At 66.3% G+C, this 14,289-nt stretch carries 10 protein-coding genes; 3 read left to right on the top strand and 7 right to left on the bottom strand.

The window, feature by feature from the left end:
- Positions 1-116 precede the first annotated feature (116 nt).
- Both IPG14_RS11910 and IPG14_RS11905 read right to left on the bottom strand, forming a co-directional pair.
- Positions 117-2,297: a pyruvate, phosphate dikinase gene (locus IPG14_RS11910; protein ID WP_343391979.1), complete on the bottom strand. Its 2,181-nt coding sequence runs from the start codon at positions 2,295-2,297 to the stop codon at positions 117-119.
- Positions 2,297-4,030, bottom strand: coding sequence for a PEP-utilizing enzyme (locus tag IPG14_RS11905; protein WP_343391978.1), 1,734 nt, complete (start codon positions 4,028-4,030; stop codon positions 2,297-2,299). The genes IPG14_RS11910 and IPG14_RS11905 overlap by 1 nt, the downstream gene beginning before the upstream one ends.
- Before the next feature lie 100 nt (positions 4,031-4,130).
- On the opposite strand from IPG14_RS11905, the gene IPG14_RS11900 reads away from it, so the two are divergent.
- Entirely contained in the window at positions 4,131-4,934 is an 804-nt protein-coding gene (locus tag IPG14_RS11900) for an alpha/beta hydrolase (protein WP_343391977.1), read from the top strand.
- Entirely contained in the window at positions 4,931-5,347 is a 417-nt protein-coding gene (locus IPG14_RS11895) for a PPOX class F420-dependent oxidoreductase (protein WP_343391976.1), read from the top strand. Before IPG14_RS11900 ends, IPG14_RS11895 begins: the two co-directional genes overlap by 4 nt.
- Positions 5,348-5,355: 8 nt before the next feature.
- Here the strand turns inward: IPG14_RS11895 and IPG14_RS11890 are convergent, their stop codons facing one another.
- Both IPG14_RS11890 and IPG14_RS11885 read right to left on the bottom strand, forming a co-directional pair.
- Positions 5,356-6,612 (bottom strand): MFS transporter, encoded by a 1,257-nt coding sequence (locus tag IPG14_RS11890; protein WP_343387671.1) that lies wholly within the window; start codon positions 6,610-6,612, stop codon positions 5,356-5,358.
- 41 nt (positions 6,613-6,653) lie between these two features.
- Complete coding sequence (locus IPG14_RS11885) at positions 6,654-7,577, bottom strand: trypsin-like peptidase domain-containing protein (protein ID WP_343391975.1); 924 nt, start codon at positions 7,575-7,577, stop codon at positions 6,654-6,656.
- 103 nt (positions 7,578-7,680) lie between these two features.
- Between IPG14_RS11885 and IPG14_RS11880 the strand changes: the two genes are divergently transcribed.
- A complete protein-coding gene (locus tag IPG14_RS11880; protein ID WP_343391974.1) occupies positions 7,681-8,457 on the top strand; it encodes a hypothetical protein in 777 nt (258 codons plus the stop codon).
- Here the strand turns inward: IPG14_RS11880 and IPG14_RS11875 are convergent.
- From IPG14_RS11875 to metH, 3 genes are read right to left on the bottom strand one after another with little or no spacing between them, the layout of a single operon-like run.
- Positions 8,430-9,710: a hypothetical protein gene (locus IPG14_RS11875; RefSeq protein WP_343391973.1), complete on the bottom strand. Its 1,281-nt coding sequence runs from the start codon at positions 9,708-9,710 to the stop codon at positions 8,430-8,432. The two genes, IPG14_RS11880 and IPG14_RS11875, sit on opposite strands and share 28 nt — an antisense overlap.
- A gap of 25 nt (positions 9,711-9,735) precedes the next feature.
- Entirely contained in the window at positions 9,736-10,695 is a 960-nt protein-coding gene (locus IPG14_RS11870) for a GNAT family N-acetyltransferase (protein ID WP_343391972.1), read from the bottom strand.
- A 17-nt stretch (positions 10,696-10,712) separates the two neighbouring features.
- Complete coding sequence (gene metH / locus IPG14_RS11865) at positions 10,713-14,288, bottom strand: methionine synthase (protein WP_343391971.1); 3,576 nt, start codon at positions 14,286-14,288, stop codon at positions 10,713-10,715.
- Between the last annotated feature and the right edge of the window lies 1 nt (position 14,289).

The following is a 14,289-nucleotide window of genomic DNA, read 5'->3' as shown; positions in this document are numbered from 1 at the left end:
GGTATGTGTGGGGATTGTACGCAGAGCCGCCCACTACCAGCCATCACCGGCTTTGGAAGGCATCGGGACAGGTTCGACGGGGCCGGCGGGCCCAATCCGCATGTTTCCGCCCCCGGCTACTGGGCCTCCGAGGCCTCTTCGATGGCCCGGTCCCGCCCTGTCAGCGCGATCAACTCTTCGTGGAACTCGAACCAGACCGTGTGGTAACTGTCCTTCAGCGGCGATGCAAGCATCGAGTGGTCGCCGGCGGCGAATGCTTCAAGCGCCGTCTCGAACCGTGTCCGGTAGTTCGCCAGCCGCACGGCGACGTTTCCGGCCGCTTCAACAATCGGGGCAAAATTCGCGTGGAGTGCCCGCATCGAGGCGAGGAGCGCCGGCCAGTCCGCATGGTCGGCCCCGGTAATCCCGCCCTGTTGCGCCCCGGTCACGAGTTCCTTGAACCGCCGGTTCAGCGGGAGGAACTCGCCAAAACACGGTTCGAGTGCCTCTGAGTCGATCGCCGCGCGTTCCTCCGAGAGCCGGTCCTCGACCCAGGCGCGTCCGTCGGCAGTTAACGCTATCCCTCGTGCCGTCGTCTTGAGCAAGTGCTCGTGGCCGGTGAGGATCGCTGCCACATCGGCCACGTCCGCGCGGAGCACCCCGGCCGCTCGTTCCGCCGTACAAAGCCCTTTCAGCTGCATAACCCGCAGCACCTCGAACGGCGAGACGCATCGCCCGGCTGCGGTTCGTTCGGCGTCTCCCGCTTCGGAGGCCCATTCCCGCAGCTTCAGCAGCTCTGGAAGATCGTGCGCGCCCTCCCCTCGCTGGTCGCCGAGGAAGAGCCGCCCGGTCGCTCCGTCCACCGTGACAGTCTCGCCCTCGGCGATGAAGACGCTGCCGATACGCAAACCGCCCATCTCGAATTTCGCGTCCTCGAGGCTGCACACCGCCGGGATCGCCCATCCGCGGGCGACGACGGCGGCGTGGCTCATGATGCCGCCAAGCGTCGTGACCAACGCCGCCGCCGCTGCCATCCCATGCACATCAGACGGGGAGGTTTCGGGCCGCGCCAGGACGACCGCCACGCCAGCCGCTCCCAGTTCGGCCGCCCTTGAAGCGTCGAAGCACAGCGCTCCGGCGCCCACACCGGGTGAGGCCGCCAGCCCTTCGCCGATGGCCTCTGTGCCCGGGCGGATATGTCCCAGCCGGGCCAGTTCAGCGATCGTATCGTCACTTACGCGTCCGGCGGCTTCCGCCCGGCTGAGCGGGAAGCCAGTGTCTTCGGCCATGTCGACTGCGATTCGGACCGCCGCCAGGGGGCTCCGCCGGCCGACGCGCGTTTGCAGGAGGTAGAGCTTTCCCGCGCTCACCGTGAACTCGATGTCGCACATGTCGCGATAGTGCCGTTCCAGCCGTTCCATGACGCCCAGGAGCTCTTGGGCCACCTCGGGGAGTTGTCGCTGGAGGGCTTCGAGGCCGTGGACCCGGTGCGTCCCCGCGACCACATCCTCACCCTGGGCACGGGCCAGGTAGTCGCCCGTCGGCTTCCGCGCCCCGGACGACGGGTCTCGCGTGAACGCCACGCCCGTCCCCGAACGGTCGTCCAGGTTGCCGAAGACCATCGCCTGGACGGTCGCCGCCGTGCCGAGCCCGGCCGCGATGCCTTCCTTCGCCCGGAAAGTCCGGGCGCGGTCGCACTCCCAGGACGCGAACACCGTCGAGATTGCGCCTTTGAGCTGTTCGAAAGGGTCGTCCGGGATGCCGCCGAACGCGCGGGCGGCCGCCCGGACCCGCTCGGCCGTGCCGAGCATGCCCCGCGCCGTCCCGTCGTGGATAGAGATCCCGGCGATTTCGTCGCGCGGAGCGTTCAACACGATCTCCGCGTACATGCGATTGAACCGCAGCCAGGTGTCCGCGGCGAACTCCGCATCGCCGCTCTGGTCGGCCAGCCGTTCGCGGATCGCGGGCGTCATGCCAACGTTCAGGAGCGTGTCCATCATGCCTGGCATCGAGACGGGGGCCCCGGACCGCACGGAAACCAGCAGTGGGTTGTCGGTACTGCCGAAGCCGCGTCCCGTCTGCTCGCCGAGCCAGGCGAGCCGGCCGCGCAGTTCGTCATCGAGCCCCGCCGGCCAGCCATCAGCCAGGTACTCCCGGCACACGGACGTCGTTGCCACGAACCCCGGTGGCACCGGCAGCCCGAGGTCCCGCGCCATCACGGCAAGTCCGGCAGCTTTGCCGCCGAGCAGGGCCGCAGGCTCCACGCCCGCAGCCAGCGGCTCCGCGAACCCGAAGAGGCGGCCGGCCGCTCCTGTCATCAGGGCAGCGCGACGATGGTCACGGTGCCGGCATCCCCGTTCACCGTCACGGTAGCGCCGTTCGGGATACGCCGCGTCCCATTGGTTACCGATGGCACGCACGGGATCCCGAGTTCGCGGCTGACGATCATCGCGTGGCTCTGTGCCGCGCCCACATCCACGATGACCCCGCCGGCTGAGACGAAGAGCGGCGTCCACGACGGGTCGGTGATCGGTGCGACCAGGATGTCGCCTGGTTCCAACGCCGTGGGGTCGATCGGGTCGAGGATGACGCGCGCGACGCCCGTCACCTGTCCGGGGCACCCCGGGAAGCCACTGAGTACGTCACCCGCCTTGACCGGTTCAATCGCCGTCGCCCCGCGAGCCGGCCACGTGGAAACATCCGGCTGTGTCCCCCAGAACACGAATGGCTCCTGGAGGTTGGCGTACGCCGCCATCAAGTCCCGCCTGCGGGCGATCTCCGCCCGCAAAGGACGCGGATCCTTCAGCCACGCGTCCATCTCTCCGTCCTTCACCAGGCCAAAGTCGGCGATTTCATCGCACAGTCCTTGTTCCACCAGCCTGCGGCCGATCAGGTGCATGGCCATCCGCGCTTCCTGGATGAGCTTCACGTTGTTGGTCTTGGTCCGCTCCCGGCCCGCCTGGAAGAGGATGGCGGCACGGCAGGCGGCCTGGAACATGCCCAGAGTCTCGGCGTCCCCCGCGAGCATCGCCGAAACCTCGGCGTACACGCGTTCGCGTTCTTCTGCCATGTGCTTGTTCCGCATCATCGGAGAGGCCGTTTCCGGGGCGAGCCGCATCCGGTCGATGGCGGCGAGCGCCAGTTCCGGCCGCGTTTCCCAGGTGTTGCTGCGGATTTCCCACTCGTTCGGGCCGCGCGAGCCGTAGTCCTTGATGAACTGCTCGAACTGTGCGTTGAAGGCGGAGCCAGCCGGGCCGAGCGCTTTCAACCGTGCCGCCAGCCCGTCGATCCCCTCGTCGAACGCAGCCGTGAGGGAAGGGTCCGAAGCCACCATCCGCCCGAGCTTCCACATCGCCATCGAAGGCGCCGCGGACTCCACATCCCCCACTCCGGAGATGAGACGCATCGCGTCTTCCGGCCTGCCGACTGCGGCGCAGATCTGCGTGAGCGCTCCGACGGGCACCGTGCTGATGAACGTAATAAAGATGTGTTCGCCGAAGAAGCGCCGCAGGTAAGTTGTGTAGAGCTTGCGCGCGTATTCCCAGAGTTCCTGGTTCGTCATCGCCTCCAGGTTCGGTCGCGCCGCCCGGATCGAGTCGACCAGCGTCGCGGCCTCGGCCGGGATATCCAGCCTGTCCGTGGTCATGGCCCACTGGAACACTGCCCCGATGGCGGCTGTCCGCTCTTCGTTCTGATCGCCGGCAGCGACTTCATAGGGCGGGATTCCCGGCTGCGCTCCGAAGAACAGGTCATCCATCATTTGTGCCGAGAGCCCTGGCCCGCGTTCACCCAGGATGCGAGTCACCGAGGCATTGAGGTAGCAGTAGCCACCGAACACCCCAAGCGTCTCCATCTCGCCGGGTGCGAACTCGTCATGCGTGAACGCCCCCATTTGGACCAGCGCGTCTCGCCAGGCGCCTTCTGTTTGTTCCTCCATGAACGTCGTAAACGTCAGTGGGGCGACGGGGTCCGGGAAGACCTCTCCGACGTTCGCTCGAGTCCAGAGCGGGTACCGGTTACTGGGGTTGCTACCGACGATCCATGGTTCCAACGGGCGGCCTCCGTGGTGTTTGCGATGGAAGGCGGGAGAATACACTATCCGCGCCGCCAGCCGCACGTACGCCGGTTCCGAATTCGTTAGACTGCGCCGGATGCCTTACTTCGAACGTCCCGGCGCCCGCCTCTATTACGAAGTTGCCGGCGCCGGTCCGCCGCTCGTGTTCGCCCACGGTCTGGGGGGCAATCACATGAGCTGGTGGCAACAAGTCCCCGCCTTCCGCGACCGCTACACCTGTGTGACCTTTGCCCATCGAGGATTCGCGCCGTCTACGGAAGATGCCGGCGGGCCCGGCGCCCTCGCCTTCGCGGCTGACCTGGCAGCATTGCTCGATCACCTTCGCCTCGAGCAGGTGCGGCTGGTAGCCCAATCTATGGGTGGCTGGACATGCCTGTCGTTCGCGTTGGCGCACCCCACCCGCGTAAAGGCCCTCGTAATGTGCGATACGACCGGGACGCTGGCCCACCCGGAGTTCCCGGCCATCTGGGCGGCCCGGCCCGGGGGACGGGAACAGGGCCTCTTCGAGCGGGGCATCCACCCCGCCGGTGGCGAACGCATGGCAGAAGAACAGCCCGCTTTGCACTTCCTCTACTGGGAGATCAACAACCTCGCAGCCGGCGTGGATAAGGACGCTCTCCGTTTCCAGCTCGGTGCGATGCGAGATACTCCGGTCGAAGCACTGGCTGCGCTTTCGATGCCAATCCTTGGCATGGCAGGGGACGAGGACATCGTCATCCCTCCGGAGGCTGTCCGGCTCCTTTGCGTGGCCGTGCCCAACGGCCGCTTCGTGAGCGTCCCGCGGGCGGGCCACTCGGTGTACTTTGAACGAGCCGCCGAATTCAACCGCATCGTCGGCGGTTTCCTCGACGAAATCGATGGCCCGGGAGGCGAGGCATGATCGGAAAACCTGACCAGGACGCGTTCGTCCGTTCGATGAAGTGGGCAGTGGTCACTTCGCTGCGCAGCGATGGCAGCCCAACCAACTCCGTCGTCTTCTACGCCGTTGACGGCGACGATCTCATCTTCAGCACCACGAAAGACCGCTTGAAGGCGAAGACGTTGAGCCGGAACCCGCGCGCTTCTCTGACCGTACTCGATGAAGGTGCGCCCTACCGGTTTGTCAGCGTCGAAGGTTCCGCCGCGATCGAGGACTCCGATATTGTGCCCGGCCACATAGCCATTAACCGGGTGATGCGTGGCGCGCCGGACTGGGAACCACCCGCCGATTACCTCGAGACGCTTCGCACCCAGGGCCGCGTAGTCGTCCGGATCACCCCGGCCCGTGTCAGTGGAGTGGTCAACCGCGGGTAACGGCGGGACTAATCGCCGCCGGAAACCGCGGAAGTCGCGGGCTGCGACCGCCCCACCACTCGCAGGCTCGGCCGTCTGAGGATGATCATCGCCGCGGCTGCGAGCGTCGTCCATGCGAGGATGGGGAAGACCACCGGTAGCCCGTACGCCTGCCCCGCCACCGAAGCCGGCAACCCGCTGAGCATCGAAAGGCCCTGAGTCAGCGGGAACAGCCCCATCACGCGGCCGCGCATCTCATCGCTCACAGTCCGCTGCACGATCGTCGATGACGAGACCATCGTGCCGACGAGCGCGAACCCGAGACCGAAGTTCGCGATCGCCGTGAGCGGCGCCAGGCGCGAATGCGCGAAGACGACGGCGAACAGCGCGAACAGGAGCACGGCCGTACAAAGCGTCTGTCCCTGGGCCGGCAGGTTCTTCTGCCATACATAGAAGAACGAAGCGACGGATGTCCCCAGTCCCCAGGTCATCGCCATGAACCCGAATTGCGTCGTGCTCAGGCCGAGGACCTTGAGCATCCAGACCGGTCCCAGCGTGGCCGGCCCAGCCATCCCGACTACCTGGAGGACGACAACCAGTGCGATGACGCCGAAAAGCGTGGCATCGCGGCGGGTGTAGGCCAGCCCTTCACGGATGTTGCCCAGCATGCTCACGGACCGGTTCGCCGTGCCAACGCTCCGGAACCGCAACATCGCGATCAACGGCAGGATTACCAGCCATGCGCTGAGCGTGAACAGGTAGACCGTTCCCGGTTCGACGATCGAGTTCAGGAAGCCCACCAGCGGGAGTGCGATAGGGAAGGTGACCTGTTGGGCGACCATCTGCCAGGTGATCGCGCTGGACAGGCTCTCCATACCGACAATCGCCGGCGTTGCCGCCGTCCTGGCTGGTTGATCCACTGCCATCGTCCCTGCCTGCGCGAACGTCAGCAGCAACAGGATCCCGATGTTCGCCCCGCCCAGCGGCTCGGCGATCATGAGAGCGGCTACCCCGGCGCCGATCGCGAGCGATGCCACCTGGCACCCCAGCAGGACCCTGCGGCGTTCGAACCGGTCGGCGAACGCGCCACCGACGAGCCCGAACAGGAGCATCGCCGAGCCACGGCTGGCCGCAACAAGGCCCACGTAGAGCACGTCGCGTTCGGGGAAGCGGTCCTGTACCCAGAAAATCTGTGTGAGGAACTGCATCGGCATGACGAAGCTCACCGTCGCAGAGCCCGCCAGCAGGAGCCGGAAGTCGCGGTGTGCCCAGGGGCTTCGAGCCATGCGGTAGTCTGGCCGATGCGGACCGTCCCGGATAGGGCCTGTCAGTCCCGGGCGATCGCCACCGCGAAACTGTGGTACGGGTAAGGCTCCGGGGGGTCCGGCGCCTCCACCTCATCGATGGAGCAATCCATCGCCTCGCAGGCTGCCAGCAGGTCTTCCATCAGTTCGCGGTCGATCCGCGCCCCGCTGTTCACCGACGAGCCGTGACTGTGGATGCCCACGACGAGCCCGAGGTAAGGCCCATCGGCCGCGGACCAGATTGCCGAGCCACTTTGCCCGGGAGCCGTGTCGATGTCGTAGTACAGCGTGAACTCTTCCACCGCGAGGAATGCTGAACGGATCAGGCCCCACATCGTGCCTTCAGGTTTGTCTCCCGGATATCCCACGATCGTCGGGAAGAACTCCGGGTCTTCCAGGGCCTCGGTCGGCGCCACCGTCACGCTCAACCAGCCAGTCGCGTCCGACAACAGGCTATTCGGCAGCTTGATGACACCCCAATCCCAATCCGGCGACCCGCTCAGGGCATACTGGTCGGGTACCCACCAGTCCGAAGCGTACTGCGAGCCGAAAGGCTCGAAATCGCCGTCCTTGCCCGGTACTACCCGGATGTGTTCCGCGCCCCAGTCCTCGAGTTCCGCGTCCCACAGGCAGTGGCCGGCTGTAAGCAGCGCGTCTGGCCCGATGAATGTCGCTGTGCACGATGCGAATACCACGCCGAAAGAGTCTTCCAGTTCCAGGTAGGCGACCGCGCTGAACGGGAACGACTCGGTTGCCGTCACCTGGACGCGTTCGTCGGCGCCAATGACCGACGGCTCGATGGCGCGGCCGGCCGGCCGGGCCGGGAGGACATCCCCGTTCGCCGTCCTGTCCCGGTGGCTGAAGCCATGGGCGCTCGCGCGTTCGTGCGAGGCGCCGGCCGGGAGCAGGGCCGCTGCAAACGCCAGCACCAGCAAGAGCGGTTTCACACGCGCAGTTTCGGCCCTCCTGTGCCGAAGCGCGAACGCGCGTGGGGCATCGGCACGGTGGACCATTCTGCCGACAATCAGCGGAGGAGAAGCTTTCCGGAAGATGCGCATCGGTGATTTCGAAGAGGCTGTTGCCCGGGAGTTCAGTGCGCGGCGCGGCGACATCGCTGCCGAACTGCCGAAGCTCAGCGCCCGGCTGTCCGAACCGGGGCATGGTGCGACCGCGCCTGCCGTGGAGCTGCCCGACTCGGTCCAGATCTCGGCCGAAGCACGCGCGGCCCAGTCGCTTGGCGTCGGCCCCTTTCGGCTCCCGTCATTCCCCTCGCCCGCCGGCCTTGTCGAGGCCTTCAGGGCCATCGATGCCGCGAACGAACCGCGTGCCGTGGCGGCGGCGGCCTCGCGGATTGTTGAACTCGTCGGACGGATGGCAGCGGCCATCGCGGATGGTCCTCTCCCGGCGACGGGCGATCCGCCTGCTCTTCTCGCCGCGACGCTTGTGCGGGAAGTGCTCTCCGTTGCCGGCCGCCCGATTCCAGCGGGCGTACTGGTCAGGATCGCCGTGATTGCCCGGCAGCTCTTGCTCGCGGCGCCGCCGGATTCCGCCCCTGGCACCCTCGGATCTCCCTCCACGAGCTTCGAACGCGCCGCCGTTGCCGTCCTCATGGCGGTCGCCGCTCTGGCGGATACAGGCACGGCGCCGGCTGCCGCACAACGTCCAGCTGCGTTGCCACCGGCGCTCCTGGCATACGCCGGCGCGCCGGCGCCTCGGATCGCTCCGCGCCGAAAAACGAGGCGCCGGAACGAGCGCCAAGAGACCGCCGAAGCACCCCAGGACGAGGACGACCGGTCCGGTTATCGGCCGGACTCCCGGCGGGCATAGGTCCCCACGAAGCGTCGGGGGTGGCGGGTCCAGTCCGAAAGCTGGAACCGCAGCCGCGCTCTGCCCACTCTCCGGTCACCCTCGATGACGAACGGGTCGAGCATCCGTCCGCGATTCTGCCGGTACCAGCCCAGCCACCGACTGGCCTCACGTGGCGTGAAACCGCCGCTCGCCAGCTGCGAAGCGAGCATCGCCCCGAACTCAAGCTTCCGGCACCACGTGAATTGCCGGTCCTCCAGTTGGTGAGCCTTCCCCAGTTCCCTGTCGAGCAAGTCCAACTCGCCCGCCGCTTCGAGGTAGGCGTACCAGGCCACGTGGAGGCCGCGTTCGACCTCGAGCGTCATCCCGTTGTAGGCACGAGGGTTGAGGTCGATGAGGAGCCGCTCATCGCCGCGCTCGATGAACTCGGCCTCGAACATGCCGCGGAACCCGATAGCACGGAGCATCTCGACGAGGCGTTCCGCCAGTGCCACATCCAGCGAGGCAGTCTCGAAACAGAGGCCGTTGCCGAAGCGACGCGGGAACTGGAGGAGTTTCCGGTGTGCCAGTGCCGCCCAGGTCCCGCTCTGGCTGAGATACCCCGCAATGTGGTAGATGCGGCGGTCCCGGCCGCCGATGGCTTCCTGCACCAACGGCAGCCGGACATCGGGGCAGGGGTCGGCAACTTCGTCCCGGAACCGGACGTTGCTCAGCGCCCAGCTGACCGACTCTTCGAGTTCTTCTGCGTTGTTCGCAACCTCTCCGCGGCCCCAATGGAGGTTCCCGCAGCGGCTCTGTGGCTTGACGATTACCGGGAATTTCAAGTCCCCCGCGCGCTGGCGGACGTCGGCCGGGCTTCGTGCGAGCCACGTAGCCGGGGCGGCGATGCCGTGCGCCTGGCAGGCCTGGTACAGCTCCCACTTCAAGGTCACGGTGCGTAACGCCTCGCGTGGCGGGACCGGAGTGCGGACCGTGGTCTCCGGGTGAGTGGCGCGAAAACCGTCCAGCCACCATGAGTCATCCTCGGTCAAAGGGAACACCACCGCTCCCTCATAGCGCGCGATGGCCGATTCGAACCACCGCTCATAGGCGGCGTCCCAAAGGGCCGGCGATAACTCGCTGCCCGTGATGGATGTGGATGCCTTGGCTGGATGGCGCCGATAGCTCGACGCCGCCACGAGAGGCACTCCCCGGCCACGCAGGTCACGCAGGACATCCATATGTCCTTCGAGCAAGATGGCCGGCGGCAACCCCCGGGGAGACGAAGCTTTCACCGCACGATTCTAGCCGTCGGCCCGCTTAGCGAGCCCGGTTGACCCAGCGTTTCGTGCGCCGCTCCATGGCACGGATGCGGTTGTACGCCCCGGGAAAGTGGCTCAGGCGCCTTGAGACCTGGCGTCGCGCGACCCGCTCCATCCGCCGCACAGCCGGTTCCCGGCCCACTTTGCCCACCCAGCGAGTGTGTGTGGAGTAGGTGTATTTGTGCGGCTCCGAACCCATGAGGTAGTCGAACTCCGAGTCTCCGGCGCGGTAAGAGGCCTCCAGCGTGAGGAGCTGCATGACCGAACCCGGCGAGTAGCGCCGGAGGGCCGGGTCGTGGTCGTACACCATGAGGCGGGAGAGGTGCCGTCCATGGACGCGGTAAGCGATCTGCCCGCTCACCAGCCGTCCTCCGGCGCGGAGGCTCGATGCGTTGAAAATCCCCCGGCGCCTCAGCTCCCGGTAGAACTCCACCACTTCGGGCCGCGAAAGCACATGATCCCGGCGCGTCAGCGCGAAGTGCGCCGCTTTCCACCGGATGAGCGTTTCGAAGACTTCCGGGTCGTCATCGAAAAGCCGGTGTTCCACCGGGCCAAGTTCGCGCTCGAGCTTGCGCATCTTCCGGAGCACGGTCGCAGGGGCGTCGAGCCCGGGAGGCGCCTGGGACCGGGCGAGGAACGTCTCCCAATCCGGGAAGTCCCGCCATGAAACGAACGGGGACGGCCGGGTCCCGGGAGGGCCGGCCTCTCCTGCCCGTGTCACCGCGACGACGACGTCATCGAGGTATGGCACCCGCGTCCCGCCGGCGACCGTCGCGGGGTCGAGGGGTTCGCGATACACCGGAAACTGCCAGAGTCCCGTTACCGCCTTTCCGCCGCGGAGTAGCGTACGCACCCGGTAACCTCCGCATTCGGCGATGCCGGACGTCGCTCCCGGCATGAATGCGTCGCGCACGGCATCCAGGAACTCGTCTGTGGAGAAGGCTGGCCACTCGATCATTCGGACGACCCCGAGCGCTACTTCACGACGAAGTAGCGCGCCTCCGGGTGATGCACGATCACGGCGCTGGTGCTCTGTTCCGGATGCCACTGGAAGGTTTCGCTCAGGTGGACGCCTATTCGTTCGGGCCGGAGCAGCGCCGCCATCTTGGTCTGCTCTTCCAGGTCCGGACAGGCAGGGTAGCCGAAGGAGTAGCGGGCGCCCTGGTAGTGGGCCTGGAACAGGCTGCGATGATCCGGGCCGTCCTTACCGGCGATTCCGAGCTCTTCACGGACGCGGCCGTGCCACATCTCCGCAAGCGCCTCGGCGCTCTCGACGGAGAACCCGTGCCAGTGGAGGTAGTCGCGGTACTCGTTCGCGTCGAACAATTCCTTCGCGAACACGCTCGCTCGCTCGCCCATCGTCACGAGCGACATCGCCACGACGTCGTACTGCGGTCCCCCGCCGCGCGCTTCGTCCACCGAACGGAAGAAATCCGCGATGCACTGGCGGCGACCGGTCGTTTGGCGTGGATAGCTCAGCCGTACCGGCTCGCCCGCCGGCCTTCCATCCTCCAGGTCCGGCCAGCAGAGGAGTTCATTCCTGTCCGAAAGGCAGGGGAAGTAGCCGTAGACCACCTGGGGCACGAGCAGCTGTTCGGAAATCGCTCGCTCCGCCCATCTGCGGAAGATCGGCCGCACTTCCTCATCCACGAACCGCTCGTATTCGGCCTCTCCCCGTTCGCCACGGTGGTACTGCCACTGGCCGCGGAACAGCTGGACCTCGTTGATCCAGGGGAAGATGTCTCGCAGCGGAAGCCCGCGGACGACGCGGCTGCCCCAGAACGGCGGCTCGGGGATCGGCACGGCTCTTGCGACTTGCGACTGGGCATACTCTCTCACGCTCGGTCCGTCGCTGGCGGCATCGTTGCTCCCGGGCACCGTCACGCGCACTTCGTCGTAGACCTGGTCGCGGGTGATTTCTGCCCCCCCCCGCGTGAGGATCGGAAGGGGGCGGCCCTCGCGGGCGGCCGGGACAACCTTGTCGAGCGTCGCGAGGCCCTCGAATGCATCCTGGGCGTAGTACACCGTGCCTTTGTAGACGCGCCTCAAGTCGTCCTCCACGTATCGCCGCGTGAGCGCGGCGCCGCCAAGGATGACCGGATAGTGGAACAACTCCCGGCTGTTGAGCTCCTCGAGATCCTCGCGCATCACCACCGTGCTTTTCACCAGGAGACCAGAAAGCCCGATCGCGTCTGCCGAGACTTCCTGCGCCTTCTCGATGATGCTCTGGATCGGCTGCTTGATGCCGATGTTGTAGGTCGTGTACCCGTTGTTGCTCAGGATGATGTCGACGAGGTTCTTGCCGATGTCATGCACGTCCCCTCGCACCGTCGCCAGCACGACCTTCCCCTTCGTCGAGCCGTCGATCTTGTCCATGAACGGTTCGAGGTGGGCGACTGACTGCTTCATCGTTTCGGCCGATTGGAGCACGAACGGCAGTTGCATCTTCCCCGAACCGAAAAGCTCACCGACCACGCGCATCCCTTCCAGCAGGTGCTCATTGATGATCGTGAGCGGGTCGAATCGGCCCATCGCTTCGTCCAGGTCGTCGTCCAGTCCGCGCCGGTCGCCATCGATGATCCGCTGCTGAAGGCGCTGCTCCACGGGTAGCTTCGAACGGTCGGCCTTCGTTTCCTTCGTCGCCTCCATGTTCTCGAAGAGCGAGATGAAGTGGTGGAGCGGATCGTATCCCTCGCGCCTGCGGTCATAGATCAGGTCCCGCGCCGTGTTGAGCTGTTCCTCCGGGATGCGGTTCAGCGGGACGATCTGCTTCGCGTTGACGATTGCCGAATCAAGACCGTGCTCAACTGCCTCGTACAGGAACACCGAGTTCAGCACCCGCCTCGCGGCAGGTTTCAGCCCGAACGAGCAGTTCGAAACGCCGAGCGTCGTGTGGATGCCGGGGAACTCCGCCTTCATCTGTTTGATCGCGGCGAAGGTCTCCATTGCGTCTTTGCGCAAGTCCTCCTGGCCGCCCGAGAGCGGGAACGTCAGGAAGTCGAAGAGCAGATCGCCCGGCTCCATACCGTATTCGGTGACGGCGAGGTCGTAGATGCGCCGGGCCACTCGCAATTTCCATTCCGTGGTCCGCGCCTGGCCTTCCTCGTCGATGGTCAGGGCGATGGCGGCAGCTCCGTGACGGCGGATCAGCGGAAGCACTCGCCGGATCTTCCGTTCGCCGTCCTCGAGATTGATCGAGTTGACGATCGCCTTGCCCCCGTAGAGCTTCAGCGCCGTCTCGATCACCGGCGGCTCGGTGCTGTCGAAAACCAGCGGCAACGTGGATTGCGTGCGTAACGCGGTGGCGACCTGTTCCATGTCGGCGGTACCGTCGCGCCCCACGTAGTCCACCATGACGTCGAGGACGTGCGCGCCCTCCGCCGCCTGTTCGCGAGCCAGTGCCACCACGCCGTCGAGGTCACCGGCGAGCAGGAGGTCCCGGAACGCTCGTGAACCCGTCGCGTTTGTCCGCTCCCCAATCACCAGGAACGAGATGTCCTGTTCGATGGGGACGCTCGTGTACAGCGAGGAGACGTTCGCTTCATACGTTCCTTTGCCGCTGCCCAGGAACTCGGAAGCGGCCGGGCGGAACTTCGGCGCCCGCCGCCCGATCGCCGCGATCGCAGCCTCGAACATCGCCGGTGTGGTCCCGCAGCACCCGGCCACGACGTTCGTCCCGAACTCGTTGACGAACACCGTTTGGTGCTTCGCGAATTGCGCCGGTGTGAGGTTGTAGCAGGCTTCGCCATCGACGACTTCCGGCAACCCTGCGTTCGGCCCGATGAACACCGGTCGCCGCGAGTGCTCGGCCAGGTAACGGACGTGTTCGATCATCTGCTCCGGTCCGGTGGCGCAGTTGATGCCGATGATGTCGACGATGTCGAGTGGTTCGAGCGTGGTCAACGCGCAGGCGATGTCCGACCCCAGCAGCATGGTGCCCGTCGTCTCGATCGTCACGCTCGCGATCACCGGGACTCGCCGGCCAGTCACTTCGAACGCTTCGGCGCAGCCCGCGAGGGCAGCCTTCGTTTGCAGGAGATCCTGGCAGGTCTCGACCTTCAGGACGTCGATCCCGCCCTCGATCAGGCCGATCGCCTGCTCTCGTGCGCCGCGGACGAGATCGTCCCAGTCGATATGCCCGAGGCTCGGCAACTTCGTCCCCGGGCCCATCGTCCCGAAGGAGTAACGGGGGTGCTCGGGCGTGCTGTATTGGTCCCGCACCCGCCCGATGACTTCCGCCGCGAGTCGATTGAGTTCGCGTGTGCGATCCGCCAGCCCGAACTCAGCCAGCACGACCTCGTTCGCGCCGAATGAGCACGAATCAACCGCGTCGACGCCGACCGAATAGAACGAACGATAGATCTTCTCGAGCACGGCCGGATTCGAAACGTTGAGCCATTCCGGACAACCATCATGCGATTCGCCGTCCGCGGCGACGTACGCCTCCGGTCCGAGGTTGTACGAAAGGAGCGTCGAGCCGATAGGCCCGGCGGAGTACAGCACCTGCTCCCGCAGGCGGCGCAGCAGCGGGTGATCGAGAGGCCGGTACATA

The organism is Candidatus Amarobacter glycogenicus (assembly GCF_016704105.1).
GTDB classification, from domain to species: Bacteria; Chloroflexota; Dehalococcoidia; order Tepidiformales; family Tepidiformaceae; genus Amarobacter; species Amarobacter glycogenicus.
The sequence above is the reverse complement of the archived record's forward strand: the minus strand, read 5'-3'. Positions and strand labels throughout refer to the sequence as shown.

What these genes read in the sequence shown, in the direction of transcription:
- IPG14_RS11895 (WP_343391976.1), top strand. Translation starts at nt 4,931, where the DNA reads ATGATCGGAAAACCTGACCAGGACGCGTTCGTCCGTTCGATGAAGTGG.
- IPG14_RS11910 (WP_343391979.1), bottom strand. Translation starts at nt 2,297, where the DNA reads ATGACAGGAGCGGCCGGCCGCCTCTTCGGGTTCGCGGAGCCGCTGGCT.
- metH (WP_343391971.1), bottom strand. Translation starts at nt 14,288, where the DNA reads ATGTACCGGCCTCTCGATCACCCGCTGCTGCGCCGCCTGCGGGAGCAG.
- IPG14_RS11900 (WP_343391977.1), top strand. Translation starts at nt 4,131, where the DNA reads ATGCCTTACTTCGAACGTCCCGGCGCCCGCCTCTATTACGAAGTTGCC.
- IPG14_RS11870 (WP_343391972.1), bottom strand. Translation starts at nt 10,695, where the DNA reads ATGATCGAGTGGCCAGCCTTCTCCACAGACGAGTTCCTGGATGCCGTG.
- IPG14_RS11890 (WP_343387671.1), bottom strand. Translation starts at nt 6,612, where the DNA reads ATGGCTCGAAGCCCCTGGGCACACCGCGACTTCCGGCTCCTGCTGGCG.
- IPG14_RS11880 (WP_343391974.1), top strand. Translation starts at nt 7,681, where the DNA reads ATGCGCATCGGTGATTTCGAAGAGGCTGTTGCCCGGGAGTTCAGTGCG.